The 25,744-nt window shown below is 65.2% G+C and carries 20 protein-coding genes; 4 read left to right on the forward strand and 16 right to left on the reverse strand.

The genetic code is table 11. The annotated features are described in order from the left end of the window. Nucleotides 1–73: 73 nt before the first annotated feature. The 3 genes from C8D78_RS05355 to fdxA form a co-directional block, all read right to left on the reverse strand. Entirely contained in the window at nucleotides 74–1,357 is a 1,284-nt protein-coding gene (locus C8D78_RS05355; RefSeq protein WP_120950926.1) for a citrate synthase, read from the reverse strand. A gap of 228 nt (nucleotides 1,358–1,585) precedes the next feature. Next, nucleotides 1,586–2,734 (reverse strand): succinyldiaminopimelate transaminase, encoded by a 1,149-nt coding sequence (dapC, locus tag C8D78_RS05360; RefSeq protein WP_120950928.1) that lies wholly within the window; start codon nucleotides 2,732–2,734, stop codon nucleotides 1,586–1,588. Nucleotides 2,735–2,746: 12 nt separating this feature from the next. Further along, complete coding sequence (gene fdxA, locus C8D78_RS05365) at nucleotides 2,747–3,073, reverse strand: ferredoxin (RefSeq protein ID WP_026266493.1); 327 nt, start codon at nucleotides 3,071–3,073, stop codon at nucleotides 2,747–2,749. Between the two features lie 150 nt (nucleotides 3,074–3,223). Here fdxA and C8D78_RS05370 point away from each other — a divergent pair, with 150 nt between their 5' ends. Further along, the gene (locus tag C8D78_RS05370; RefSeq protein WP_244208266.1) at nucleotides 3,224–3,472 is read left to right on the forward strand and encodes a putative acetyltransferase; all 249 of its coding nucleotides are present in this window, start codon (nucleotides 3,224–3,226) and stop codon (nucleotides 3,470–3,472) included. Nucleotides 3,473–4,149: 677 nt separating this feature from the next. Here C8D78_RS05370 and C8D78_RS05375 read toward each other — a convergent pair. The 3 genes from C8D78_RS05375 to typA form a co-directional block, all read right to left on the reverse strand. Further along, on the reverse strand, nucleotides 4,150–4,959 hold the full coding sequence (locus tag C8D78_RS05375; protein WP_120950930.1) for a type IV toxin-antitoxin system AbiEi family antitoxin domain-containing protein: 810 nt from the start codon (nucleotides 4,957–4,959) through the stop codon (nucleotides 4,150–4,152). Nucleotides 4,960–5,083: 124 nt separating this feature from the next. Beyond that, nucleotides 5,084–5,461, reverse strand: a complete 378-nt coding sequence (locus tag C8D78_RS05380; RefSeq protein WP_244208267.1) for a hypothetical protein — start codon at nucleotides 5,459–5,461, stop codon at nucleotides 5,084–5,086. Nucleotides 5,462–5,488: 27 nt separating this feature from the next. Beyond that, nucleotides 5,489–7,417 (reverse strand): translational GTPase TypA, encoded by a 1,929-nt coding sequence (gene typA, locus C8D78_RS05385; protein ID WP_120950934.1) that lies wholly within the window; start codon nucleotides 7,415–7,417, stop codon nucleotides 5,489–5,491. A gap of 293 nt (nucleotides 7,418–7,710) precedes the next feature. On the opposite strand from typA, the gene C8D78_RS05390 reads away from it, so the two are divergent. Beyond that, nucleotides 7,711–8,613: an SGNH/GDSL hydrolase family protein gene (locus C8D78_RS05390; protein ID WP_120950936.1), complete on the forward strand. Its 903-nt coding sequence runs from the start codon at nucleotides 7,711–7,713 to the stop codon at nucleotides 8,611–8,613. A 101-nt stretch (nucleotides 8,614–8,714) separates the two neighbouring features. Here the strand turns inward: C8D78_RS05390 and C8D78_RS05395 are convergent, their stop codons facing one another. From C8D78_RS05395 to C8D78_RS05415, 5 genes are all read right to left on the reverse strand, one after another. Continuing rightward, entirely contained in the window at nucleotides 8,715–10,436 is a 1,722-nt protein-coding gene (locus tag C8D78_RS05395) for an ABC transporter ATP-binding protein (RefSeq protein WP_208641883.1), read from the reverse strand. Nucleotides 10,437–10,447: 11 nt separating this feature from the next. Further along, nucleotides 10,448–11,440, reverse strand: coding sequence for an ABC transporter permease (locus C8D78_RS05400; RefSeq protein WP_120950939.1), 993 nt, complete (start codon nucleotides 11,438–11,440; stop codon nucleotides 10,448–10,450). Next, the gene (locus tag C8D78_RS05405) at nucleotides 11,430–12,359 is read right to left on the reverse strand and encodes an ABC transporter permease (RefSeq protein ID WP_120950941.1); all 930 of its coding nucleotides are present in this window, start codon (nucleotides 12,357–12,359) and stop codon (nucleotides 11,430–11,432) included. The genes C8D78_RS05400 and C8D78_RS05405 overlap by 11 nt, the downstream gene beginning before the upstream one ends. Before the next feature lie 218 nt (nucleotides 12,360–12,577). Continuing rightward, nucleotides 12,578–14,218, reverse strand: coding sequence for a peptide ABC transporter substrate-binding protein (locus C8D78_RS05410; protein ID WP_120950943.1), 1,641 nt, complete (start codon nucleotides 14,216–14,218; stop codon nucleotides 12,578–12,580). A gap of 292 nt (nucleotides 14,219–14,510) precedes the next feature. After that, nucleotides 14,511–16,337: an ABC transporter ATP-binding protein gene (locus C8D78_RS05415; RefSeq protein WP_120950945.1), complete on the reverse strand. Its 1,827-nt coding sequence runs from the start codon at nucleotides 16,335–16,337 to the stop codon at nucleotides 14,511–14,513. A gap of 79 nt (nucleotides 16,338–16,416) precedes the next feature. Between C8D78_RS05415 and C8D78_RS05420 the strand changes: the two genes are divergently transcribed. After that, nucleotides 16,417–17,046 (forward strand): PH domain-containing protein, encoded by a 630-nt coding sequence (locus C8D78_RS05420; protein WP_120950947.1) that lies wholly within the window; start codon nucleotides 16,417–16,419, stop codon nucleotides 17,044–17,046. Between the two features lie 25 nt (nucleotides 17,047–17,071). Here the strand turns inward: C8D78_RS05420 and C8D78_RS05425 are convergent, their stop codons facing one another. The 4 genes from C8D78_RS05425 to ychF form a co-directional block, all read right to left on the reverse strand. Further along, entirely contained in the window at nucleotides 17,072–18,247 is a 1,176-nt protein-coding gene (locus tag C8D78_RS05425; RefSeq protein ID WP_425266676.1) for an ABC transporter permease, read from the reverse strand. Beyond that, nucleotides 18,244–19,785 (reverse strand): ABC transporter permease, encoded by a 1,542-nt coding sequence (locus C8D78_RS05430; RefSeq protein ID WP_120950949.1) that lies wholly within the window; start codon nucleotides 19,783–19,785, stop codon nucleotides 18,244–18,246. Before C8D78_RS05430 ends, C8D78_RS05425 begins: the two co-directional genes overlap by 4 nt. Before the next feature lie 179 nt (nucleotides 19,786–19,964). Continuing rightward, nucleotides 19,965–21,746 carry an ABC transporter family substrate-binding protein gene (locus C8D78_RS05435; RefSeq protein ID WP_120950951.1) on the reverse strand — a complete coding sequence of 594 codons (1,782 nt, stop codon included), beginning with the start codon at nucleotides 21,744–21,746 and terminating at the stop codon, nucleotides 19,965–19,967. 337 nt (nucleotides 21,747–22,083) lie between these two features. Next, nucleotides 22,084–23,169: a redox-regulated ATPase YchF gene (ychF, locus tag C8D78_RS05440; protein ID WP_120950953.1), complete on the reverse strand. Its 1,086-nt coding sequence runs from the start codon at nucleotides 23,167–23,169 to the stop codon at nucleotides 22,084–22,086. Between the two features lie 238 nt (nucleotides 23,170–23,407). Between ychF and C8D78_RS05445 the strand changes: the two genes are divergently transcribed. Further along, a complete protein-coding gene (locus C8D78_RS05445; protein ID WP_120950955.1) occupies nucleotides 23,408–24,646 on the forward strand; it encodes a DNA recombination protein RmuC in 1,239 nt (412 codons plus the stop codon). Nucleotides 24,647–24,651: 5 nt separating this feature from the next. Here C8D78_RS05445 and C8D78_RS05450 read toward each other — a convergent pair whose 3' ends face one another. Beyond that, the gene (locus C8D78_RS05450) at nucleotides 24,652–25,740 is read right to left on the reverse strand and encodes a 4-hydroxy-3-methylbut-2-enyl diphosphate reductase (protein ID WP_120950957.1); all 1,089 of its coding nucleotides are present in this window, start codon (nucleotides 25,738–25,740) and stop codon (nucleotides 24,652–24,654) included. Nucleotides 25,741–25,744: the final 4 nt, after the last annotated feature.

The raw sequence follows: 25,744 nt of genomic DNA on the forward strand, positions 1-25,744 counted from the left end.
CGGCGTCGTTGTTGCCCTGCATTGTTGCCGTGCGTTGTTGCCGGGGACGGCAGGTGCCGCCCCTGCGCGCGCCTTACAGCGCCGGGTAGTTGCGTTCCGGTTCGCCTACGTAAAGCTGGCGCGGGCGGCCGATCTTGGTGTTGGGGTCGCTGATCATCTCGCGCCACTGGGCGATCCAGCCCGGCAGGCGTCCGATGGCAAACAGCACGGTGAACATCTTTTCGGGGAAGCCCATGGCCTTGTAAATCAGGCCGGTGTAGAAGTCCACGTTGGGGTAGAGCTTGCGCTGGATGAAGTAGTCATCGCCCAGGGCCTTCTCTTCAAGGCGCATGGCGATGTCGAGGAGCTCGTCATTGCCGCCGAGCTTGCTCAGGACCTCGTGGGCAGTGGCCTTGATGATCTTGGCGCGGGGGTCGTAGTTCTTGTAGACCCGGTGCCCGAAGCCCATAAGGCGGACGCCGTCTTCCTTGTTCTTGACCTTCTCCATGTAGTCCTCCGGCTTGATGCCGTCGGCCTGGATCTGGCGCAGCATCTTCAGCACAGCCTCGTTGGCGCCGCCGTGGGCGGGTCCGAAGAGGGCATTGATGCCGGCGGAGACGGACGCGAAGAGGTTGGCGTTCGAGGAGCCCACCAGGCGCACCGTGGACGTGGAGCAGTTCTGCTCGTGGTCCGCGTGCAGGATCAGGAGCAGGTCCAGGGCCTTCGCGACCACGGGGTCGACTTCGTACTGCTCGGCCGGCAGGCCGAAGCTCAGGCGCAGGAAGTTCTCCACCAGGTTCATCGAATTGTCCGGGTACAGCATGGGCTGCCCGATCGACTTCTTGTGGGCGTACGCGGCGATGACCGGCATCTTGGCCATGAGGCGGATGGTGGACACCTCCACCTGCTCGGCGTTGAACGGGTCCAGCGAGTCCTGGTAGAACGTCGAGAGCGCAGACACGGCCGAGGAAAGCACGGGCATCGGGTGGGCGTCACGCGGGAAGCCGCTGAAGAAGCCCTTGAGCTCTTCGTGCAGCAGGGTGTGGTGGCGGATCCGCTGGTCGAAGGACTCCAGCTCCGTGGGCGTCGGAAGGTTTCCGTAGATCAGCAGGTAGGAGACTTCCAGGAAGCTCGAGTGCTGCGCCAGCTGCTCGATCGGGTACCCGCGGTAGCGCAGGATGCCGGCGTCACCGTCGATGTAGGTGATGGCCGAGGTGGTGGCCGCGGTGTTCATGAAACCGGGGTCGAAGGCGACGGCGCCGGTCTGCTTCAGCAGCTTGGAAACGTCGTAGCCTTCGTTTCCTTCTACAACCTTGATGCGCGGGAGTTCGAGTTCGCCGCCGGCATGACGCAGGGTTGCGCTGGTGGTTTCAGTCATGGAGTCTCCTCATGAGGCATCGGGGCCTCTGTCGAAAGCTGGTCCAACATCTGGTGAAGCTGCCCGCGGATCCTGTGCGGACAGGATTTCCAAAGGCTGCGCTGCCTTCTTGTGGAAAGCCACCATTGATCGTCAGTTAAAAAGTACCTTCACTTCGCGGGTGGCACTAATCCGGGAGGCCTCCGCGGCACCGAAAACACGCCACATGTGGCACGCGTCACAGCATTGTTACGCTCCCGCGTCCAGCCGCGCCACGGCGGCGTCGATCCTCTCGTCGGTTGCGGTGAGCGCCACCCGCACGAATCCGTTGCCGGCGTCACCGTAGAACACGCCGGGGCCGACCACGATTCCGCGGTCCGCGAGCCTGCCAACCGTGTCCCACGTCGCCTCGCCGGCCGTGGCCCAAAGGTAGAGTCCCGCCCGGGACTCGTGGATCGTCAGGCCGAAGCCCTCCAGGGCGGGCACGATCCGCTCCCGCCGGCTCCGGTAGAGGTCTTTCTGCGCCTGGACGTGGGCGTCGTCGCCGAGCGCGACGCGCATGGCTTCCTGCACCGGATAGGGAACGATCATGCCGGCGTGCTTACGGCTGTTGACCAGGTTCGCCATGATTGCCGGATCGCCGGCGACGAATGCCGCCCTGTAGCCGGCCACGTTGGACTGTTTGCTGAGCGAATAGACGGCGAGCAGGCCCTCGTGGGAGCCGTCGGCGACCCGGGGATCCAGGATGCTGGGGACCGGGGCGCCGCCGCGCTGGACGTCCCACTCCCCCCAGCCGAGTTCGGCGTAACATTCGTCGGACGCGACGACGGCGCCGATCTCGCGGGCCTGCCGCACGATCCGCTGCAGCGACGCGATGTCCCGGACACTGCCAGTGGGGTTGGCCGGCGAATTGACCCAGATGAGGCGCACGCGGGCCCGGGTGGCGGCGTCGAGCTCGTCAAGGTCATCGGCGGCGATCTGCTCCGCACCGGCGAAGGTGGCGCCGATGTCGTAGGTGGGATAGGCGACCGTGGGGCGGACCACGACGTCGCCGGCCCTCAGGCCGAGCAGGAACGGCAGCCAGGCGACGAGCTCCTTGGAACCCACGGTCGGCATCACGTTTTGCGGATCCAGCCCGGGCACACCGCGCCGCCGCGCAAACCAGCCGGCGATCGCCTCCCGGAGTGCCGGCGTCCCGTGGACCGTGGGGTAGCCGGGGGCGTCAGCCGCGGCGCGCAGCGCGTCCTGGATGAGGACCGGCGTCGGGTCCACCGGGGTCCCGATGGAAAGGTTGACGGCGCCCGCCGGGTGCCGGGCTGCCGTGGCGAGATACGGCGCCATGGCCTCCCACGGGTAGTCGGGCAAGCTCAGGCCGAACGTGCGCACCACGGATGTCACCGAAGGGCCGCCCTAGTTGTCTTGGTTCTGCGGCGGCAGGGCAGCGATCATGGGGTGGTCGGTATGAGTGTTGCCAACCTTCGCGGCCCCGCCCGGGGAGCCGAGTTCGTCGAAAAACTCCACGTTCGCCTTGTAGTAGTCGGCCCACTCTTCGGGGGTGTCGTCCTCGTAGTAAATCGCCTCGACGGGGCAGACCGGCTCGCAGGCACCGCAGTCCACGCACTCGTCGGGGTGGATGTACAGGGAGCGCTCACCCTCGTAAATGCAGTCGACGGGGCACTCTTCAATACATGCCTTGTCTTTGACATCTACACACGGCTGCGCGATTACGTACGTCACGTCCCTGGCCTCTCCACGTTGGTTCCGGCGACCGGCCGGATGATTTCCAGGCCCTAAGCCCGGCTGCTGACTTCTGAGCCTATTATCTCCCAGCCTGTTCCCGCGAACCTAGCGGGGCGTCACACACGGTCCGCGTCTTACTATGTTCTGGTGAGCTCGCCATTGCCCCTGCCCTTGCAGTTCCTTTCCGGTGCCCCGCTCGGCACCCGCGTTGTGGTCCGGTACCGGATCGACGGCGGCCTGACGGACGCGCTTGGCGAGCTCGTTCACCGTGCCGACGGCGCGTGCACCGTCCGCACCCGGCGCTCCGACGTCGTCATCGCCTTCCCGCTCGTCGTGGCGGCCAAGGAAGTCCCGCCGGCCCCGCCCCGCCGCGCCCCACGGGTGCCGGGCCCATAAGCCCGCGACGATCCCTGGAGCGGCGGGCGCGCCGTCCCGGCACGGGCCAAACTCCCCCGGACATGCCCTCCCCTCGCCCCGAGCATTGGACATGGCCATCTCGCACCCGGAGCTGGTCTGTGATGAATGGACATGCCCTCCCCTATCGGCCGTCACCAATGGACATGCTCTCCCTTGCTGACCAGCTGGGAACATCTCCAGCCGCTGCCGTGGCAACCACTGGAGATGCCCTCCCCTGCTGACCAGCTGAGAACATCTCCAGCCGCAGCCGTGGCAACCACTGGACATGCCCTCCCCGGCGCACAAGCAATGGACATGTTCCCTCTCACTGCCACAGCCGATGGACATGCTCATCTCGCGCCCTGGCAAATGGGCATGCCCGCCCTGATCGGCCGTAACCGATGGACATGCTCTCCCCAGGTTGCCGCCAATGGACACTTGGGCGCCTTGTCCATCGACGACGGCCAGCGCGGGACATGTCCACTGGTTATTGCAGGCAGCAAGGGACATGCTCATTGGTGAATCTACGCGACTATGCACGTGGCCGTTTCGGCAGGGCATTCGAAGGCGCATGGCCCCGGCACGCAGAAGGGAGAAATCACATACGGCTCTATGTATTGAGCCATCACCGTATTGAGCCATCACCCGGGTGGCACCAACCTGCTGGCTCAGTAAATCTAGGCGGCGGCAGACAGCCTGTTCAGAGTTCCACGGACCATGGTGATGAATTCCTCGGGATGGTCCCTGAGCAGCTGATAGCTCACGATCAGGGTCGGGATTCCCTTGCGGGTTGTGACATTCCAGCGCCGCCGGTCTTCCTCGAAGCTCACCCTGTCCATGTGGAACGCGGCCCCGTCTGTCTCTATGCCGAGGCGTCCGTCGACCATGAGATCCATGTGCCCCATGCCGGGGATGTTGACCTGCGATTCGACGTGGAAACCGGCACGCCGCAGAAGAAATCGCGCCAGGCATTCGATCACTGACTGCGACTGCGGGACAATTCCCGACACGATCCGGCGTTCGCGCGCGTCCTTCCGTCCATTCAGCCGCCGGCGTAAGGATGCCAACTCCAGTCCCTTGAGAACGACTGCGGACTCGGCAATGATCAGCCCTGCCGGTTCCGGTAAGCAGCGCAGGCATTGGATGACGGTGTCCAGGAGCCCCGGCGGGGTGGAACTCCTGTGACAGACGAAGCCCTGATAAGTCCTGCTGTGGGTCAAGGCAACGTGTGGATGGTCCGGTGCTTCGAGCACCCACAGCCCACCGAATTGGGCGGCTGTAATGCAGGCCGGCTCTGCTGGAAGCGAGCGTATCGAGATCAGCTGCGCGTCGGCGCCGGGCAAGGCATAGACTCCGCGGGATACCCGGGACACGGCGCCTGCGGCCATGGCTGATTTGAGCTGGAAATCGGAGACTCCTGCCGCGGCAATATGCTTGGCGCGCGCAACGCCGTCGTATTTGGAGAGCACCTCGATGATGTTGGCCATGCTCCTATGGTGGAGCCCTCCACCGCGGCCTGGAAGTCAGGTCCCGCGCTATGTGGAGAACTGGAGGACTGCGGGGACGGGACACCCGACAGCACGCCACCCGCGCACGGGGGCCGCGAACGCTTTATTCTGTGGGCGGCCGGTACCGGCGGCACCAGAGGAGCATTACCAGGGTGACGACTCCGATGCCGAAGACCCAGATATTGCCCGCGGCGTCACCGATCACCAGCCGCTTGCCTGTTTCCAGCGTGGACAACCAGCCGGTGAGCGCATAGCAGAGGACCCCGCAGACCGCCGTCGGGATCACGGACCGGAATGCCGCCCCGAGCCACAGTTCGGCCGAGCCCAGCAGGAGCAGTGCCGCTGCGGCACCCCAGGGAATCTGCGCGCCGCCCAGAACCAGATCGCGCCGGTGCAGGGCCGTGCCGGCCAAGGCAACAAAAAGAGCTGCCGGCACGGCGGCGGCAATGCCGCCTGCCGTACCGGCAGCTCTCCTATTCACGTTTCAGCCGAAGCCCGGGGACCGGGATCAGACCTTGGCGCGGGCCCGGTTGGACTTGGCGCGCTGGTTGACGTCCAGGATGAGCTTCCGGATCCGGATGGAATCCGGGGTGACCTCAACACACTCGTCTTCGCGGGCGAATTCGAGGGACTCTTCGAGGGTCAGGTCGCGCGGGGGCGTCAGGTTCTCGAAGGTGTCGGAGGAAGCGGCACGCATGTTGGTGAGCTTCTTTTCCTTGGTGATGTTGACGTCCATGTCGTCGGCGCGGGAGTTCTCGCCCACGATCATGCCTTCGTAAACCTCGGACGTGGGCTTGACGAAGAAGGAGCCGCGCTCCTGCAGGTTGATCATGGCGAACGGGGTCACCACACCGGCGCGGTCGGCGATCATCGAACCGTTGGTGCGGTACTCGATGGGGCCGGCCCACGGCTCGTAGCCCTCAGAGATCGAGGCGGCGATGCCGGCGCCACGGGTGTCCGTGAGGAACTTGGTGCGGAAACCGATCAGGCCACGGGCCGGAACGATGAATTCCATGCGGCACCAGCCGGTACCGTGGTTGGCCATGTTCGTCATGCGGCCCTTGCGGGCTGCCATGAGCTGGGTGACGGCGCCGAGGTATTCTTCCGGCACGTCGATGGTCATGTGCTCCATCGGCTCGTGGACCTTGCCGTCGACCGTCTTGGTGACAACCTGCGGCTTGCCCACGGTGAGCTCGAAGCCTTCGCGACGCATCTGCTCGACCAGGATGGCCAGCGCGAGCTCGCCACGGCCCTGGACTTCCCAGGCGTCAGGACGCTCGGTCGGGAGCACCTTGATGGAGACGTTACCGATCAGTTCCTTGTCCAGGCGGTCCTTGACCTGGCGGGCCGTGACCTTGGCGCCCTTGACCCGGCCGGCCAGCGGCGAGGTGTTGATACCGATGGTCATGGAGATGGCGGGGTCGTCAACGGTGATCAGCGGCAGCGGCTGCGGGTTGTCGACGTCGGTCAGGGTCTCGCCGATGGTGATTTCGTCGATGCCGGCGACGGCGACGATCTCGCCCGGTCCGGCGGACTCGGCCGGAACGCGGTCCAGGGCCTTGGTGGCCAGCAGCTCGGTGATCTTGACGTTCTTCATTTCGCCGTTGGCGCGCGCCCAGGCCACGGTCTGGCCCTTGCGCAGGGTGCCGTTGTAGATGCGCAGCAGTGCAAGGCGGCCGAGGAACGGCGAGGCGTCCAGGTTGGTGACGTGCGCCTGCAGGACACCGTCCGGGTTGTAGGTCGGAGCCGGGATGTGCTCAATGATGGCGTTGAAGAGCGGCTCGAGGTCCTCGTTCTCCGGGGCGGTGCCGTCGGCGGGCTGCTCGAGGGAAGCGCGGCCGACCTTGGCGGCGGCGTAAACGACCGGAACGTTGAGGATCTTGTCCAGGTCCAGGTCCGGAACTTCGTCCGCGAGGTCGGAGGCGAGGCCCAGGAGCAGGTCCATGGACTCGTGGACAACTTCTTCGATCCGCGCGTCGGGGCGGTCGGTCTTGTTGACGAGGAGGATCACCGGCAGGTGTGCGGCGAGAGCCTTACGGAGCACGAAACGGGTCTGGGGCAGCGGGCCCTCAGATGCGTCGACGAGGAGGACGACGCCGTCGACCATGGACAGGCCGCGCTCCACCTCGCCACCGAAGTCGGCGTGGCCGGGGGTGTCGATCACGTTGATGGTGATGGTCTCGCCCTTGGAGGACGGGCCGTTGTAGGCCACCGTGGTGTTCTTGGCCAGGATGGTGATGCCCTTTTCGCGTTCCAGGTCACCGGAGTCCATGACACGGTCTTCGAGGTGGTTGTGCTCGGCAAAGGAGTTGGTCTGCTTGAGCATGGCGTCGACCAGAGTGGTCTTGCCGTGGTCAACGTGGGCCACGATCGCGACGTTGCGCAGGTCACTGCGCGATGCAGTGGCTACCGCGGTGTTGGTGGTGGTTTCAGACATGCGTTATTGCTCGATTCAGTGGTGAAGTCAGCTGTGGTATCGCGACATTTCCAACCGGAACGCACGACGGTTACGCCCCTTTGGCACAGGGCACCTTCATCCATTCTAAGCGCTAGGTCATTTATTGGCCTAAAATGCCAAACCCTGATGGACTGGGCGCAGGCCTTCCCGGCGCCGCCGGCGCCCGAAAGACACGCGGAAGCGGATTATCACATGTGAGTAAAGTCACTGGATTTTCTGGCGCACGTGCACCATCATTGCCCTGATAACAGCGAGCAAGCCCGGAGACATTTATGCGCAACGCCTCGGCAACGTCCTGCTTTGTCGCAACGATGATCGCCCTAGGCGTGGTTCTTGGCGGCTGCGGGCAGGCACCTTCTTCAACACCCGCGTCAGGCGCGGGCATTTATGCTGGGCCGTTCAACGCCGGCAAGGCGGCAACGGGAAGTGCGGCGGCCAACGGCGCCGGTGTTCCAGTCGCCGCAGGGCCCGCCGCCAACACGAGGATCGGTTCCGACGTCGACCCCGCCGCCCTGCCTGGCGGCGCCGTCTACCGTAACCCCATCAACGGCCGCAGTGAGGTGATTGTCAAGGACACCGCCAACATGGCCGTACTGATCGGCGACTCGCAGTCGGAACCGTCCTACGGGTGGACCAGGCAGGGACTGGCGGCGGCCGGGTACAAGGTCTTCTTCTGCGGCCGGGGCGGCACCGGGTATGTGGCGTCGAACGGCAAAACCGGGAACTACATTGACGCGCTCCAGCACGGCGACTGGAAACTCCCCTACGGCACCCCTTCCCTCGTGGTCATCGAAGGAGGCGGGAACGACGCCGGCCGCGGCGCCTCGGACGCGCAGATCGCAGCCAACGCAGATCGGCTGATCACCAGCATCGAGCAGCGCTACCCCGCGGCCCGGGTGCTCATGGTGGGCACGCTCGCGCGCGGCGCACGCAACGGCGGAGGACGCCGGAGCGAGGTGGATACGCTTCTTGGGACGGTGGCGGCCCGGCACGGACTGCCGTTCGTCAGCGCGGGCGACTGGCTCACCCGCTACAACCTCACGGGCTCGATGGCGGACGGGGTCCACCTGAACCGGCAGGGCCACGCGGCCCTCGGCGCCGTTTTCGGGCAGCGGCTCGAGTCCATGGGGTTTGACTACGCGGACCCCGGCCTGCTCGGCGGCCTGACGCGCTAGCGGCGGCCTAAAAAGACAGAAGCCGGTGCCCGTCCAACGGACGGGCACCGGCTTCTGTGCTGGTGACGGCTGAGGTGTTCAAGCCCTAGGGAAAGGGCCGGTCAGGCCACTTCAACTTCCGGCGGCAGCATGAGGCCGGCACCGGGGATGGCGTTGAGCAGGGCCAGGGTGTACTCCTGCTGCGGCGAATCGAAGACCTCATCCGTGGAACCGGTCTCCACCAGCTTGCCCTTCTGCATGACGCACACGTGGTCCGCGATCTGCCGGACCACCGCGAGGTCGTGAGTGATGAACAGGTAGGTCAGGCCCAGCCGGGACTGGAGTTCGGCGAGCAGGTTCAGCACCTGCGCCTGCACCAGCACGTCCAGTGCCGAGACGGCCTCGTCGCAAATGATCACTTCGGGGTCCAGTGCCAGTGCGCGGGCGATCGCGACGCGCTGGCGTTGGCCGCCGGAGAGCTCATTCGGGTACCGCTGCATGGTGGACTGCGGCAGCGCCACCTGGTCCAGGAGTTCCCGGACCTTCTTCTCGCGGCTCGCCTTGTCCCCGATCTTGTGGGTCCGCAGCGGTTCCTCGATGGTCCTGAAGATGTTGTACATCGGGTCCAGCGAACCGTACGGGTCCTGGAAGATCGGCTGCACCCGGCGCCGGAAGGCGAAGAGTTCTTTGCTGTTCAGCGTGGAGGTATCCACGCCGTCGAAGATGATCTTGCCCGAGGTCGGCGACAGGAGGTTCAGGACCATCTGCGCCACCGTGGACTTGCCGGACCCCGACTCCCCCACGATCGCCGTCGTGGTTCCCCGCTTGACGCTGAACGAGACGTTGTCGACGGCGGTGAAGTCCGTGGACTTACCCAGGCCAGAACGGAGTTTGAACACCTTTTTGAGGTCCCGGATCTGCAGGATCTCGTCGGCCTTGGACGGTACAGCCACTCCGGTCTCGGCGGGGGCGAGCAGGTCGTCCGTTTCCACGCCCAGCTCTTTGGCGGCCTGGATGCGCCGGGACGCCAACGACGGCGCCGAGGCGACCAGCCGCTGGGTGTACGGGTGCTGCGGGTTCTGCAGCAGCTCCAGCGACGGCCCGGATTCGACAACCTGGCCGCGGTACATGACCACTACCTGGTCGGCGCGCTCGGCGGCGAGGCCGAGGTCGTGCGTGATCAGGAGCACGGCGGTGCCGAGCTCGGTGGTCATCTTGTCCAGGTGATCGAGGATCTGGCGCTGCACGGTAACGTCGAGGGCCGACGTCGGCTCGTCCGCGATGAGCAGCCGCGGCTGGCAGGAGAGCCCGATCGCAATCAGGGCCCGCTGGCGCATGCCGCCGGAGAACTCGTGCGGGTACTGCTTGGCACGGCTGGCGGCGTCCGGCAGCCCGGCCTGGGACAGGACCTTGGCGACGTCGTCGGGGCCGCTGGGCAGCCCGTTGGCCTTCAGCGTCTCGCGCACCTGGTCGCCGATCTTCCAGACCGGGTTCAGGTTGGACATCGGGTCCTGCGGGACCATGCCGATGCTGTTGCCGCGGAGTTCGATCATCCGCTTTTCGCTGGCGTTGGAGATGTCCTCGCCGTCAAACAGGATCTGGCCCGCCGCGACGCGGCCGTTGCCCGGGAGCAGGCCGATTGCGGCCAGCGCGGTGGTGGACTTGCCGGAACCCGACTCGCCCACGATCGCGACGGTTTCGCCCGGCATGATGGTGAGGTGGGCGTTGCGGACGGCGTTGACCTCGCCGTTGCTGGTGGTGAAGCCGATTGCCAGGTCCTTGATTTCAAGCAGCGGGCGCTCGATGGCGTCTTCCGCTTCCTGGATTTCAACAGAGGCGCTCATGGTGTCCCCTTTCATCGCTTGCGGGCTTTGGGATCGAGCGCATCACGCAGGGCATCGCCCAGCATGATGAAACTCAGGACGGTGATGGACAGCGCGATGGCCGGGTAGAGCAGCGGCATCGGGTTGGACCGGAGCGAGGACTGCGCCGCCTGGATGTCGTTGCCCCAGGACATGACGCTGGGCGGCAGCCCAATGCCGAGGAAGGACAGCGTGGACTCGGCCACGATGAACGTGCCCAGGGAGATGGTGGCCACGACGATGATCGGAGCCAGCGAGTTCGGCAGGACGTGCCGCATCAGGGCGCCGAACTTCGAGACGCCGAGCGACCGGGCGGCCGTGACGAAGTCGGCGTTGCGGACCTCGATGACGGCGCCGCGGGTGATGCGGGCGATCTGCGGCCAGCCGAAGACCACCAGGATCAGCACCAGCGTCCAAACCGTCCGATTCGTCCGGAACATCGGCAGCTGCATGAGCACGATCGCGCCCAGGATCAGCGGCAGCGCGAAGAAGATGTCGTTGATGCGGGCCAGGACTGAGTCGATCCAGCCGCCGTAGTAGCCGGCCACGGCACCGAGGATGCAGCCGAACAGGAGGACCCCGAGGGTGGTGAAGAGGCCCACCGTGACCGAGGAGCGTGTGCCGAAGATGACGCGGGCATAGACGTCGCAGCCCTGCTGGGTGAAGCCCAGGGGGTGGCCCGCGGCGGGGCCGCCGTCTGAGTTGGCCAGCTGGCACGCCTCCGACGTCGGGTCGATCGGCGAGAAGAGCCCGGGGAAGAGGGAGACCGCCACGACCACCAGGATCAGGAATGCGGAGATGAGGAAGAGCGGCTGCTTGCGCAGGTTCTTCCAGGCCTCGCCCCAAAGGCTCAGCGGTGCGGCTTCGTCCTTGACCCGGTCCGTTACCTGGAGCGGGGTCTCGGAGACATCGGCAACGAAGTGCTCGATCCGGCGGGCCGGACGGGTGGCAACGGCGTGGCGTGCGGTGGTGTTCTCAGGAGTCATAACGGATCCTCGGGTCAAGCCAGCCGTAAAGCAGGTCAACGAGCAGGTTGGACAGGCAGTAGATCAGCACCAGAACGGTGACGATCGAGACCACGGTGGGGCCTTCGCCCGACAGGACGGCCCGGTAGAGCCGGTTTCCCACGCCCGGGACGTTGAAAATGCCCTCGGTAACGATCGCGCCGCCCATCAAGGCACCGAGGTCGGCGCCCAGGAACGTAATGACGGGAATCAGGGAGTTGCGCAGGATGTGGACCCGGACCACCTGGAACCGGGACAGGCCCTTGGCGGTGGCGGTGCGCACATAGTCGGCGTTCATGTTCTCGATGACTGACGTGCGGGTCAGGCGCAGGACATAGGCAAAAGATCCCAGTCCGAGCACGATCGCCGGCAGGATGAGGTCCTGGACGGTCGCGGCGGAGCTGACGGTCGGTTTGGCCCAGCCCAGCTGGACTCCGATGGTGAACTGCAACAGGAAGCCCAGGACGAAGATCGGAATAGCGATCACGACCAGTGAGGCGATCAGAACTGTGGCGTCAAAGAACTTACCCTTGCGCAGGCCGGCGATGAGGCCGAAGACGATGCCGAAGACACCCTCGAAGATCAGCGCCATGATGGCCAGCCGCGCCGTGACGGGGAAGACCTCGCCAAGCACCGTGGCGATGGGACGTCCGGAGAAGTCCTGGCCAAGGTCAAACGTGAAGATGCTCTTGAGGTAGAGCAGGTATTGAATCCAGAACGGCTGGTCCAGGTGGTACTGCTCCCGCAGCTTGGCTGCGACGGCCACGTTGACCGGCTTGTCGCCGAACAGTGCCACGATGGGGTCACCGGGCAGGCTGAAGACCAGGAAGTAGACCAGCAGTGTTGCGCCCAGGAAGACTGGAATCAGTTGCAGGAAACGCTTGAGGATGTATGTCGGCATCAGCGAGTCACACCCTCGTTGGCAGGCATCCTGTCCAGGGATGCGGCGGAGTTGTTCATCAAAGAACCTTTTCACTATGGATGCAGGCCGGCGCCGGTTCACTCACGGCGTCAGGGCTGCGAAAAGTTCGCCCGGAGAGCCGGGCATCAAGAAAATAAAGGGGAAACACGACGACGGCGGAGGCCCCATAAAGGGCGGCCCCCGCCGTCGCTTAGGTGTTACTTGCCGGTGACTTCGTAGTACAGCGGGACGCCGTCCCAGCCGTAGTCAACGTTGCTGACCTTGTCGCTCCAGCCGCCCTGGGCAACCTGGTACCACAGGGGGATGGCCGGCAGGTCCGTCAGGAGGATCTCCTGGGCCTTGTTCATGGCCTTGTTGCCGTCGCTGACGCTCGAGGCGTTCAGGCCGTCGGAGACGGCCTTGTCGAATGCCGGGTTGGCGTAGCTGGCGTCGTTGGAGCCTGCACCGGTCTTGTAGATCGGGCCGAGGAAGTTGTACAGCGACGGGTAGTCTGCCTGCCAGCCGGCGCGGATGGAGCCGGTAAGGGTCTTGGCGGTGGCGTCGTTGCGGGCTTCCTTGAAGGTGGCGTACGGCTTGCCTTCAACCTTGATGCCGAGGGTGTTCTTGAGCTGGTTGACCACTGCCTCAACCCATGCCTTGTGTCCGCCCTTGTCGGCGTTGTAGGCGATGGTGAAGGTCTCGTTGGAGTCCCACTTCTTGATCGAGTCGGCCTTGGCCCATGCTGCCTTGGCCTTATCGGCGTTGAACGTCAGGTTCTCTGCACCGGGGATCGCGTCGCTGTAGCCGTCAAGCACGGGAGCCGTGAAGTCCTTGGCGGGCTTGCGTGCGCCGTTGAAGATGACCTTCGTGATCTCGTCGCGGTTGATGGCCATGGAGATAGCCTGGCGGCGGAGCTTGCCGGCCTCGCCGCTCCATTCCGGCAGGTATTCCGGGATGGCGATGGTCTGGTTGCCGGCGTACGGCTTGTTGATGGTGCGGTCGCCGAGGTCAGACTTGAAGTTCTTCAGCTGGCTGGTCGGGATGGTCTGCAGGATGTCCAGGTTGTTGGACAGCAGGTCCTGGTAGGCGGCGTCGTCGTTCTGGTAGATCTTGAAGGTCACGCCGGCGTTCTTGGCCTTGCGCGGGCCGTTGTAGTCCGGGTTCGGAACGAGCTGGATCTGCACGTTGTGCTGCCAGCCGCCGTCCGCAAGCTTGTACGGGCCGTTGCCGACCGGCTTCTCGCCGAAGCCCTTCGGGTCCTTGAGGGCACCGGAGGGGACGGGGACAAAGGCGGTGTAGCCCAGGCGAAGCGGCCAGTCGGATTCCGGCTGCTTCAGTTCGACGGTGAACGTCTGATCGTCAACGACCTTCAGGCCGGACATGGTCGTGACGGTGGAGCCTTCTTTGCTCGCCTCGTCGTAACCCTTGATGCTTTCGAAGAAGCCGCCGCTGAGCTGAGCGTTCTTGGCCGCTGCGCCGAAGTTCCAGGAATCGACGAAGGTCTTGGCCGTGATGGCCTCGCCGTTCGTAAACTTCTCGCCCTTCTTGATCTTGATGGTGAAGTGCTGGCCGTCCTTGCCCTCGATCGAGTCGGCGAGTTCGTTGACTGCCTTGCCGCTGGCGTCGTAGCTGACCAGACCGGCGAAGATCATGTCGATGACCTTGCCGCCGCCGACCTCGTTGGTGTCGGCAGGCATGAGCGGACGCTGGGGCTCGGAGCCGTCGGCGAGGATCACTTTGCTGGTGTCGCCACCGGTGCTGCCGCTACCGGTTGCGGAGCCGCTGGCACCGCATCCGGTCAGGGCCAGGGCAGCGATGGCCACCATGCCCAGTGCTTTGGAAGTGCGCGAAAAACGCATTCCGCCTCCTATGAGTTGTGGGAGTTCGTGAGGGAAAAACTTATGCTTCCCCGTAAGCAGGCACAGGGGTATCCCCTGTGACGTGGCCTACATATGGAAGTAGCCTAGCCCCAAAATGTCCGAATGTTGGAACTCCGTTGCCAAACCGTGACTCGACAGTGTCTTGACCGTTAGCGTCAAGCGCAAAGTATTTCAAGTCACACGCTACTGGCTGGTACTATTCGCCCCCACTGTGATCCGGGTTACGCCCGATTAACTCAAATTAGGCGGCTTTACGCCCCCGCGGCCCGCCCTAGCTGGCGCCCGAGAGTAGCTGCGCACGCAGCTCGCGGCGCTCGCGCTGCTTGTCCGGATCGGGCAGCGGGACGGCGGCCAAGAGCCGCTGGGTGTAGGGCTCCTGGGGGTTGCGGAGGATCTGGTCCCGGGTCCCCTGCTCCACGATCCTGCCGCGCTGCATGACGCAGATCCGGTCCGCGAGCACGTCCACTACGGCCAGGTCATGGGTGACGAAGAGACAGGCGAATCCCAGTTCCTTCTGCAGATTCTGGAAGAGATCCAACACCCTGGCCTGAACCGATACATCGAGGGCGGAGGTCGGCTCATCGGCGACCATCAGCTTCGGCTTAAGCGAGAGGGCGCGCGCGATTCCCACGCGCTGCTTTTGGCCGCCGGAGAGTTCGTGCGGGTAGCGGTTGCGGTAATCGCGCGGGAGCTCGACCTGGTCCAGGAGGGCCTCGATGCGGTGCTGCAGCTCGGCGCCCTTCGCGACCTTGGCCAGGAACATCGGCTCCCCAATGCTCTCGCCGATCGGCAGCCTGGGGTTCAGAGAGGAAGACGGATCCTGGAACACCATGCCGACATGCCGCCGCATTTCGTGCAGCTGCCGGCCGTTCCTCTTGGCGGCGGAAATGTCCTGCCCCACCACTCGCATGGTGCCCTCTGCCACCGGCAGGAGGCCGACGGCGGCCCGGCCGATGGTGGTCTTGCCCGAGCCGGACTCCCCCACGAGGCCGACCACCTGGCCGGGATAGATGACCAGGTTCGCCCCTTCCACGGCCCGGAACGCCGGCACCCGGCCCTGCTTCGGGTACTCGATGGCGACGTCCTTGAGCTCCAGGACCGGTTCGCCCTTCGGCTTGGCCGCCTCCGCCGCGGCCAAGGCGGCGGCGTTTTCCCGCTCCCGCCGGATCAGCTCATCTTCCGGGATCGAGAGGATCTCGGCGTGCGTGGCGGCCGCCAGCGCGGCGGTGACGTCAACCTCCGTCGTGGCATCCGTGCCGCCCTGGCCCAGGTGGGGCACCGCGGCCAGCAGCGCCTGGGTGTATTCGTGCTGCGGGTTGTGGAAGATCTGCGCGGCCGTTCCGGTTTCCACAATCAGGCCCTTGCGCATCACCGCGATCCGGTCGGCGAGGTCGGCCACCACGCCCATGTCATGGGTGATGAGCACAATGGCGCTGTCCAGTTTGTTCCGCAGGTTGCGCATGAGGTCAAGGATTTCCGCCTGGACTGTCACATCGAGGGCCGTGGTGGGCTCATCGGCGATCAGCAGCTTCGGGTCACAGGAAAGAGACTGCGCGATCATGGCTCGCTGGCGCTGGCCTCCCGACAGCTGGTGGGGGTAGGACCGGAAGGCCTTTTCCGGATCGGGCAGTTCCACAAGGTCCAGCATGCGCAGGGCCCGGATCCGCGCCTCTTCCGGCGAGACCTCATTGTGCAGTCGCACAGTTTCGACGATCTGCGCGCCCACGGTGTAGACCGGGTTCAGGGCCGTCATCGGCTCCTGGAAGATCACCGCGACGTCCTTGCCGCGGACGGCACGGATGTTGGCCTCATTGGCCCCCAGCAGTTCACGGCCGGCGAGCTTGACGCTTCCTGTCACACGGCTGTTGGTGGGCAGCAGGCCCAGGAGCGCCATCGAGCTTGCGCTTTTCCCGGATCCGGACTCCCCCACGATGGCGAGCACTTCGCCGGCACGCACCTCGTAGTTCAGGCCAATCGCGGCCGGAACCCATTTCTTGTCCACGCCGAAATCCACGCTGAGGTCGCGGACTTCCAGGACGGGCTCGCCTCTGCCGGGCGCAGCGTCCGCGGGGGGATCGAGGGTGATGAAGTCAGTCATGATGGGGCCATCCTTCCGCCCGAGCCGCCGGTGCACCGGGGATTAGTGCTGCGGCTCGGAATACTGAATTATTAGGGGCATGAGCTCTGCGCCGCACGCCGGAAATGTTGAAGTCTTCAAGGCACGAACGAACAAATGGTTCGCTTGGCTGTCCTGGGCCGTGGCCGGGTTCGGGGCTGTGGCCACGATTGCCATGGCCGGTCCGGGGGCGCTGGCGGGCCTCGCCCCGCTGGCCTTCATTGCCTTCATGGGCTGGCAGCTGTTCTGGATGCCGTCCGTGGTGGTGCACGACGCGGGCGTCACACTGGAAAATCCGTTCCGCTCGGTCGAGGTCCCGTGGGCCGCGCTGGTGCACGTCGACACCCGCTTCGCGCTCACCCTGGTTACCGCCGGGAAGAGCTACACGTCCTGGGCCGCACCCGCACCCGGCATCTGGGGCGGCCGCCATGCCCGCCCCGAGGACCTCCACGGCCTGCCGGCAACCACGTACGGTCCCGGCAGGTCGGTCCGTCCCGGCGACCTGAAAACCACGGATTCGGGCCAGGCCGCCATGCTGGTGCGGGCACGGTGGCATGAGCTGGCGGAAAGCGGTCGGCTCGCTTCCGGCGACGCCGACACCACCGCGGCGACCGTCACGGTCCGCTGGGTGGCGATCGGCGCCGTCGTGCTTCTCTTGGCGGCGAGCTACCTGGCCGTGACCGTCCGCTAGCACGGCCCTGCAGGATGCCGGCATCCTACTTGCCCTGGGTTCCGTCGGCCGGTCCGCCGGGTCGGAATCCGTCGGTCCCGGGTGAATCGTTCCGTGACTCACCGTGATCCGGCCCGTCGAGGGCGGTGACGGCGCTTGATTGGACCGCCGGTCCCCCGTGATCGATTGCCTTCTTGGCATTGAATTTCTTCTGCCGCGGATCAAAGGCGTCACGCAAGCCGTCGCCGATGAAGTTGATGCTGAGGCAGATGAGCACAATGAACATGCCCGGGTACCAGAAGAGCCAGGGCCGGGTGGCGAAGGCCTGCTGGTTCTGCGAGATGAGCAGGCCCAGGGAGGTGTCCGGGGCCTTGACGCCCACGCCCAGGTAGCTGAGGGCCGTTTCGGTGAGGATTGCCGCGGACATTGTCAGGGTCACGTTCACGATCAGCACGCCGACGGCGTTCGGCAGGATGTGCTTGAAGATGATCCGGGCGTTGCTGGCCCCCGAAATGCGGGCCGCATCGACGAATTCACGTTCGCGCAGCGACAGGAATTCGCCGCGCATCAGGCGGGCCAGGGCGACCCAGCTGATCAGGCCCAGGAAGATGCCGAGGGCCAGGACGCCGTTGGTGCTTGTGAAGGAGGCGAACCAGCTTCCCTGGTCCCGGCGGCCGGCGAGCTGCGCCATGACGGCGGCCAGCAGCAGGGCGGGAATGATGATGATGACGTCAGTCACGCGCATCAGGATGGCCTCGGCCCAGCCCCGGAAGTAGCCGGAGATGGCTCCGACCACCACGCCGATCAGGCCGGCGATGAGGCCGATCACGATCATGATGGTGATGGACTGCTGCGCCCCGCGCATGGTCATGGCGAAGAGATCGCGCCCGATCCGGTCCTGGCCGAAGGGATGTTCGCCCCAGGCCAGCGGCCACAGCGAGAGGGTCGGTACGCCGTCGTTGACCAGTGGGGAGACTTGCTCGTGGGTGTATTTCCACCAGCCCGGGATGCCCAGGTAGCCCACGGAGGTGAAGGCCAGGACAAAGATAAAGGCGAAGACCACGAGGCCGATGATGGCCCCGGAGTGTCCGAGGAACCGCTTCCTGACGATCTGGCCCTGGCTGAGGCCCTTGGCCTCAAGAACTGGCTCAATGCCTGCCGCGGCTGGTTTCCGCGAACCGTCTTCGGCCATGATGACTTCCTGCTGACTTGGCTGGCTCATGCTTTTACCCTTACGCGCGGATCCAGTGCGGAGTATGCCAGATCCGCGATGAGGTTGAAGACCATGGCCGTGATGGCCACGCAGATGAAGACGCCCATGACCGGGTTGGGATCGACGTGCGAGATTCCGTCCAGGAAGAGGAAGCCCATGCCGCGGACCGAGAAGACTGTCTCGGTGATGACGGCACCGCCGATCAGGGCCCCGATATCGAAGGCCACGATCGTGGCGATCGGGATCAGGGCGTTGCGGAAGGCATGGCGCATGACGACGGTGCGCTCGCTCAGGCCCTTGGCCCGGGCCGTGCGGATGTAGTCCATGTTCATGATTTCCAGCATGGAGGCCCGGGTGAACCGCGTGTAGCTGGCCAGCGAAATGAGAATCAGGGCCAGCGTGGGCAGGATCAGGTGGGTGAAGGAGTCAAGGCTCAGGACCCAGAAGTCTCCTTGTATGTTCGGCGTGCTGGCGCCGATGGTGGCGATGGGCCGCCCGCGCACGCGGCTGTTGTTGAAGTAGCTGGGCCAGGCCTGCATGTAGCGGTCGAGCAGAATCAGGAAGCCGACCAGGAAGGAGGTGATCCCGGCGGCCCGCATGGACTGCCCACGGTCGTAGCCCCCCACCAGATAGCCGATGCCCATGCCGAGCAGGACGAAGACGACCGCGAGGATCACGATCATCAGGAACGTGGCCTCGTTGAGCAGCGGCTGCAGGACAAAGTACAGCACGACGCCGGCGCCGACGGCGATCAGGGCCGACTGGAGGGCCTTGCGGTTTTTCAGTCCGGCGGAGAGCAGGGTGACGGCAAAGGCGATGCCTACACCGGCGATGGCGATGACCACGGGGCCCAAGCCCGGGTTCTTGAACCATTCGGTGGCGGAAAAGTAGATCAGCACCACGGTGACGAAGGCGAAAGCGATGGCGCCGACCATCAGTCTGCGCTTCATGACCCCGCCCGCCGCCACCGCGGTCAGCGCGCCGACGAGGACGCCGATGCCGAGCGCCGTGGTCAGCGGAATTTCGGGGTTTCGCAGGAAGTTGTTGAAGCCGATGGCGCCGAATTCCTTGAGCAGGACGGCAACCCAGAAGATCGGCAGGGAGAAGAAGAGGAAGGCCATGAAGGTCACGCCATAGTCCAGAGTGCTGTACTGGCGCAGGGCGGTGACGATGCCCAGGGTAATGCCGATCAGGATGGCAAGCACCGTCGCCGCGGTGACGAGGGTCAGGGTCTGCACGAGCGCGAAGCCGAGAGCCTCGGTGACGGGCTGGCCGGCGATGTTCTTTCCGAGGTCACAGGAGTTGGCGAACGGAACGAGGCACTGGACAGCGCCGCCGAACCACTTGAAATACCGCAGCGGGGCGGGGGTGTCCAGCTGCAAGAGCTCGGTCCTCGCGTCCATCAGTTGCTGCTTCTGCGGCGTGGGGTTGGCGCGAAGGTCCTCTAGTGGATCGCCGGACGCCGCTGTCAGGAGATACACGAAGTACGATGCGCCGAGCAGGATGAGGGCGGCAGTGACAAGCCGCCGGAAGATGTAGGTCACCATTGGAATTGAACCTCGGTATTCGGGTCCGGGGATTGCCCGGACCGGTCGCGGAGTTTGGCCGGTTCCCGCCGATGTGGCGGCGGGGCCACGGCATCGCCAGGGAGGTCGCCAGAAAGGCGCCGGGACCGAAGAAGCTGTGGTCCCGACGCCTTTCAAGCAGTGTTACTTGCGGTCGCGGGCTACTTCTGCGCCCATTCCCAGAAGTTCCACCAAACGCCGGTCTGGTTCGGCATGTACTTCACACCGGTGATGCGGTCGCTGTATGCGTCCACGCCAACCGACTGGAAGAGCGGAAGACCGTAGGCCGAGTCCCAGATCTTCTTGTCGATCTGCGTGACGAGGCCGTCCTGCTTGCTCTTGTCGGTGGTGACAATCAGTTCGTCCATCAGCTTGTCCGCTGCCGGATCGCTGAACTTGTTGAAGTTGGAATCGTTGCCGGACTTGAAGATCTGCGGGACGCCGGACACGCCGACACCGGAGTTGCTCCAGCCGAAGATGGTGGCGTCGTAGGTGCCGTCACCCAGGGCCTTGCCCCAGTCGGACTTGCCGAGGCCGCCGTCAACGATCTTGAAGCCGGCCTTGGTGGCGGACTCGCTGATCAGCGAGAAAGCATCGACACGGTTGGGGTTGTCCTTGTTGTACATGATGCGCACTGACGGGGTGGCACCGTTGAGGAGCTTCTTGGCGCCCTCGATGTCCACACCCTGGTACGCGGAGGACCCGTTGTTCTTCACGGAGTCGGCGTACGGTGCCTGGTCCGGGACGAAGAGCTGCGAGTCAAGCGGCGCGGCCTGCGGGTCGAGCTTCTTGACGATCTTGTCGACGATGTCCGCACGCGGGACGGCCTTCATGAACGCTTCACGAACGTTCTTGTCGGCGAACGGGCCCGAATAGTTCAGGTCGAGGTGATCGTACGCGAGCTGGTGGCCGACGTCGACCTTCACGCCCTGGCTTTCAAGCGCCTTGAGCTGCTCCACGGTGTCCGCGGATGCCTGCGGGGCGATGATGTCCGCCTCGCCGTTCTTCAGCGCCTGGACCTGGGCGGGGGCCTCACCAATGTAGCGGACGGTGATTTCGTCCAGGTTGGGCGTCGGACCCCAGTTGTAGTCTTGGTTCTTGACCATGGTCAGTGACTGGTCCTGGTTGACGCTCTTGACGATGAAGGGTCCGTCGGAGAGGTAGAGGCTCGGATCGGCCGGCAGGGTCTTGGTGTCGAAGCCGGTGTTCCACATGTCCGCCATGGCCTTAAGCTTGGCGTTCGCCGGCTTGGGGGCCTTGGCATCGCCACGGGGCATGCCCTTAAGGAGGTCAAGGAAAGCCTTCGTGTCGGCCAGGCCTGCCTTCTTGGCGAGGACGTGGGCCGGGACGTCGATGCCGGGACCGCCGAGGGCGATTTCCCAGTCCGCGAAGGGCTTGGAGTACTTCAGGGTCATGCTGCGGCCGTCGTCACCGAGTTCCGGGAAGTCGGTGAGGGCAAGACCGGTGGGGTCGCCAGCGTAGGAGAAGTACGACGTTCCGGTCTTCTTTTCGGCGTTGGCGTCGTTGTAGTAGCCCGAGAAAGCGGCCCACTGGAGCACGAGGTCGGCCGCGGTGACGGGCGTACCGTCTGACCACTTCACACCGTCGTTGATGGTGTACTTGACCGTCAGCGGATTGTCGGAGACCTTTTCCATCTTGCCGAACTTCTCATTGCGGACGACATTGAGCTTGTTGTCGATGTAGAAGAAGCCCGAGTGCGTGGCGTAGCTGATCTTTGAGTTGATGTCAGTGTTGCCGTCAGCCGTATTCGGGTTGAACGTGTTGAACGCGTTGACCTCTACAACGGTTGCCGATCCGCCTTGCTTGCCTGCTGCGGCCGCGGTGGTCGGGGTTGTCCCGCCGCTGTTGCCTGCGCAGGCGCTGAGGGCGATGGCAGCTACTGCTGCCACGCCCACTGCTTTGGAAATACGACCCAAGCGCATTCCGCCTCCTTGTTTCTGTGGTGTGGGTGAGACCGGCGCCGGAAGCGCCAGGCAGACGTCCACACTCCCCCAGCGGCAGTGTGGCCCGTCTCACATGGCATGAAGCGTAAACCCCAGAGGCCACTTGGGGCCACCATTGTTGACTCACCGTAAAGTTCGTTACCGAGCTGCAACATTGGAGGCGTTCCGCACGCGCCGCTTTTCCCAAAATCATTGACGTAGGCGTAACAAAAGGATAAAACCGCCGACGACAGAAAGGGCCCCGATTCGAAAATCGGGGCCCTTCAGTTAATCCGTTATTACTTGGCAGAATTACCGCGCTGCCGGGCGGCGGACATCAGACGTTGAAGCGGAATTCCACGACGTCGCCGTCGGCCATGATGTATTCCTTGCCTTCGATCCGGACCTTGCCGCGGGCCTTCGCCTCGGCCATGGAGCCGGCCTCGACGAGGTCGTCGAAGGAGACAACCTCGGCCTTGATGAAGCCCCGCTGGAAATCGGAGTGGATCACGCCGGCCGCCTGCGGGGCGGTGTCGCCGCGCCGGATGGTCCACGCACGCGTTTCCTTGGGGCCGGCCGTGAGGTAGGTCTGCAGTCCGAGGGTGTGGAAGCCGACGCGCGCCAGCTGGTCCAGCCCGGATTCATCCTGGCCGTTCATCTCGAGCATCTCGCGGGCTTCCGCCTCATCGAGTTCCACCAGATCGGACTCCAGCTTGGCGTCCAGGAAAATGGAGTCTGCCGGGGCGACGAGGGCACGCAGTTCCGCCTGCTTCTCCGGGCTGCCCAGGATCCCCTCGTCGGCATTGAAGACGTAGATGAAGGGCTTGGCAGTCAGCAGGCCGAGCTCCTTGAGGTGTGCCATCTCCAGCTTGTCGCTCTTGACCGAGGCAAAGATGGTGTCGCCACGTTCCAGCACGGCCTGGGCGGCCTTGATGGCGGCCAGCTCGGCGGCTTCCCGCTTCTTGATCTTGACTTCTTTTTCGATCCGGGGGATGGCATTTTCGATGGTCTGGAGGTCGGCCAGGATCAGCTCGGTGTTGATGGTCTCCATGTCCGAGCGCGGATCGACCTTGCCGTCGACGTGGATGACGTCGGGGTCATCGAACACGCGCACGACCTGGGCGATGGCCTCGGCCTCGCGGATGTTGGCGAGGAACTTGTTACCCAGCCCTTCGCCAACGGATGCGCCCTTGACGATGCCGGCGATGTCCACGAAGGACACCGCGGCGGGCAGCAGGCGCTGGGAGCCGAAGATGCCGGCCAGCTTTTCGAGCCGGGCATCCGGCAGGCTCACGACGCCGACGTTGGGTTCGATCGTGGCGAACGGGTAGTTCGCCGCGAGGACCTGGTTGCGGGTCAGTGCGTTGAAGAGGGTTGATTTGCCGACGTTGGGCAGTCCGACGATGCCAATAGTAAGTGCCACGAGTATATATTCTACCCGCCCCGGCTGGTGATCGCTGCGGCGGCCGTCCCGGGCCCCGGCCCGGGGGTGGCACGCAGCGATCACCAAGCGCCGTCGCAGGTCCCGGCGCGGGCCGGAGCGTCGTGCTGACGGCAATTCCGGCCACTTAGCGGCCATGTAACGGAAACGATTCCGGGCTTTCCGGGGCTGTCCGGGCGTCGTGGCTAAAACTGTCACAGGGGCATGCCACAGTGAAGTCATGGATGCATTTGCACTGATTCTTGCCCTGTTCATGCTGCTGTTGGGCGCCGTTGCGGGCGCCGCAGCCGTCTACGTCCCGCTCCGCCGGCGCAACCTCGCCGTGGAACAGGACTTCGACGGCGTTTCGGCGCGCCTGTCCGAGGTCAGCTCGCAGTTCGCCGCCGCCGACGCCGAGAGGCGCCTTCTCGCCGCCCAGAACAGGGAACTGGGCGAGTCCCGGAACCAGGACGGCAGTGTGCTCCGTGCCCTGGCGCCGGTCGCGGAAAAACTCACGGCGGTACAGCAGCAGGTCTCGCTGCTGGAACGGGACCGGCTGGAGCAATACGGCCAGCTGGCCCAGCAGTTGCAGGAGGCCCGCCTGTCGGACGAGCAGCTGTTGCGGTCCACGCATGCGCTGGAGTCTGCCCTGCGCTCCAACAGCGCCCGCGGCCAGTGGGGCGAGGTCCAGCTGCGCCGCGTGGTGGAGGCCGCCGGCATGCTGCGGCACGTGGATTTCTACGAACAGGTCCACAGCGGCCAGTCCCACAGTTCCGGCCCCGACACCAGCCTCCGGCCCGACCTCGTGGTGCAGTTGCCCGGTGACAAGCAGCTGGTGGTGGACGCCAAGGTGCCCCTGGCCTCCTACCTCGCCGCCCAGGACCTCGGCGCGGCGCAGGCCGGCCAGCAGTCCTCGCAGCACCCCGGCAGCCAGCAGGCGCACCTCGCCGCCCATGCCAAGGCCCTCAAGGCCCACGTGGACGCTTTGGGCAGCAAGAAGTATTGGGACATCTCCGGCAACTCCCCGGAGCTGGTGGTCTGTTTCCTTCCGGCGGAGTCCATCCTGGCCGCCGCCCTCACTGCGGACCCGGCGCTGCTGGACTATGCGCTGTCCAAGAACGTGGTCCTCGCCTCGCCCGGGACCTTGCTGGCCGTGCTGAAGTCCGTGGCGTTCACGTGGCGGCAGGACGTGTTGACGGACAGCGCCCGGGAACTCTTCGAACTCGCGCGGCAGCTCTACGACCGGATGGGGACGCTCGGGGAGAACGTCACCAAGCTGGGGTCCTCGCTGAAGACCTCGGTGGAGCGGTATAACTCCATGGTCGGGACCCTTGAGGCCCGGGTCCTGCCCACGGCCAGGAAGCTGAACGCCCTGGAGTCCGCCGGCCTGGTCACTCCCCCGGCCGTCGAGGTCACGCCGCGGGCGGTCGCGGCGCCGGAGCTGCAGTCCCGCGAGGAGTCGGAAGAGTCAGCGGCGTAGGACCGCTAGGACTGTTCGGGCCGGGTGCCGCGGCCGCCGAGGGCGCGCGAGACGTCACCGGCCTGCTTGAGGGTGGCCCGGAGCTCCTTCGGCAGGGAGAAGAGCAAGTCTTCCTCCGCAGTGACGACCTCCTCGACCGATCCGTAGCCGTAGTCGGCCAGGAGCCGCAGGACGTCCTTGACGAGCACTTCCGGGACTGACGCCCCCGAGGTCACGCCGACGGTGGCGACGCCTTCGAACCAGGTTTCGTCGACCTCGTTGGCGAAGTCGACGCGGTAGGAGGCCTTGGCACCGTATTCCAGCGCCACCTCCACGAGGCGGACGGAGTTCGATGAGTTGGCCGAACCCACCACGATCACCAGCTCCGCCTGGGGTGAGATTTTCTTGATGGCCACTTGGCGGTTGGTGGTGGCGTAGCAAATGTCGTCGCTGGGCGGATCCTGCAGGGTGGGGAAACGCTCCTTGAGGAGGCGGACCGTCTCCATGGTCTCGTCCACGCTGAGGGTGGTCTGCGAAAGCCAGATGACTTTTTCGGGATCGCGGACGGTGACCTTGTCGACCTCGTGCGGGCCGTTGATGATCTGGATGTGCTCGGGGGCCTCGCCGGCCGTGCCTTCCACTTCCTCATGGCCGTCGTGGCCGATCAGCAGGATGTCGAAGTCATCTTTGGCGAACCGGACGGCTTCGCGGTGCACTTTGGTCACCAGCGGGCAGGTCGCGTCGATGGTGCGCAGGCCGCGGTCCTCGGCGGACTGGACGACGGCGGGAGAGACGCCGTGCGCGGAAAAGATCACGAGGGCACCTTCCGGGACCTCGTCGGTCTCGTCGACGAAGATGGCGCCTTTCTCCTCGAGGGAGCTGACCACGTGGACGTTGTGCACGATCTGCTTGCGGACGTAGACAGGCGGGCCGTAGTGCTCCAAGGCCTTTTCCACCGCGATGACCGCACGGTCGACGCCGGCGCAGTAGCCGCGCGGGGCTGCGAGCAGGACCTTCTTGGGACCGGCGACGGGGGCCGCCGCCAGGACGTCTTCCGGTGAGCGCCGCCGGCGCGGAACGGATGGCATCGGAACGGAAACAGCGGTGGTGGTCATGCCC

This window comes from Arthrobacter oryzae (assembly GCF_003634095.1).
Lineage (GTDB): Bacteria > Actinomycetota > Actinomycetes > Actinomycetales > Micrococcaceae > Arthrobacter > Arthrobacter oryzae.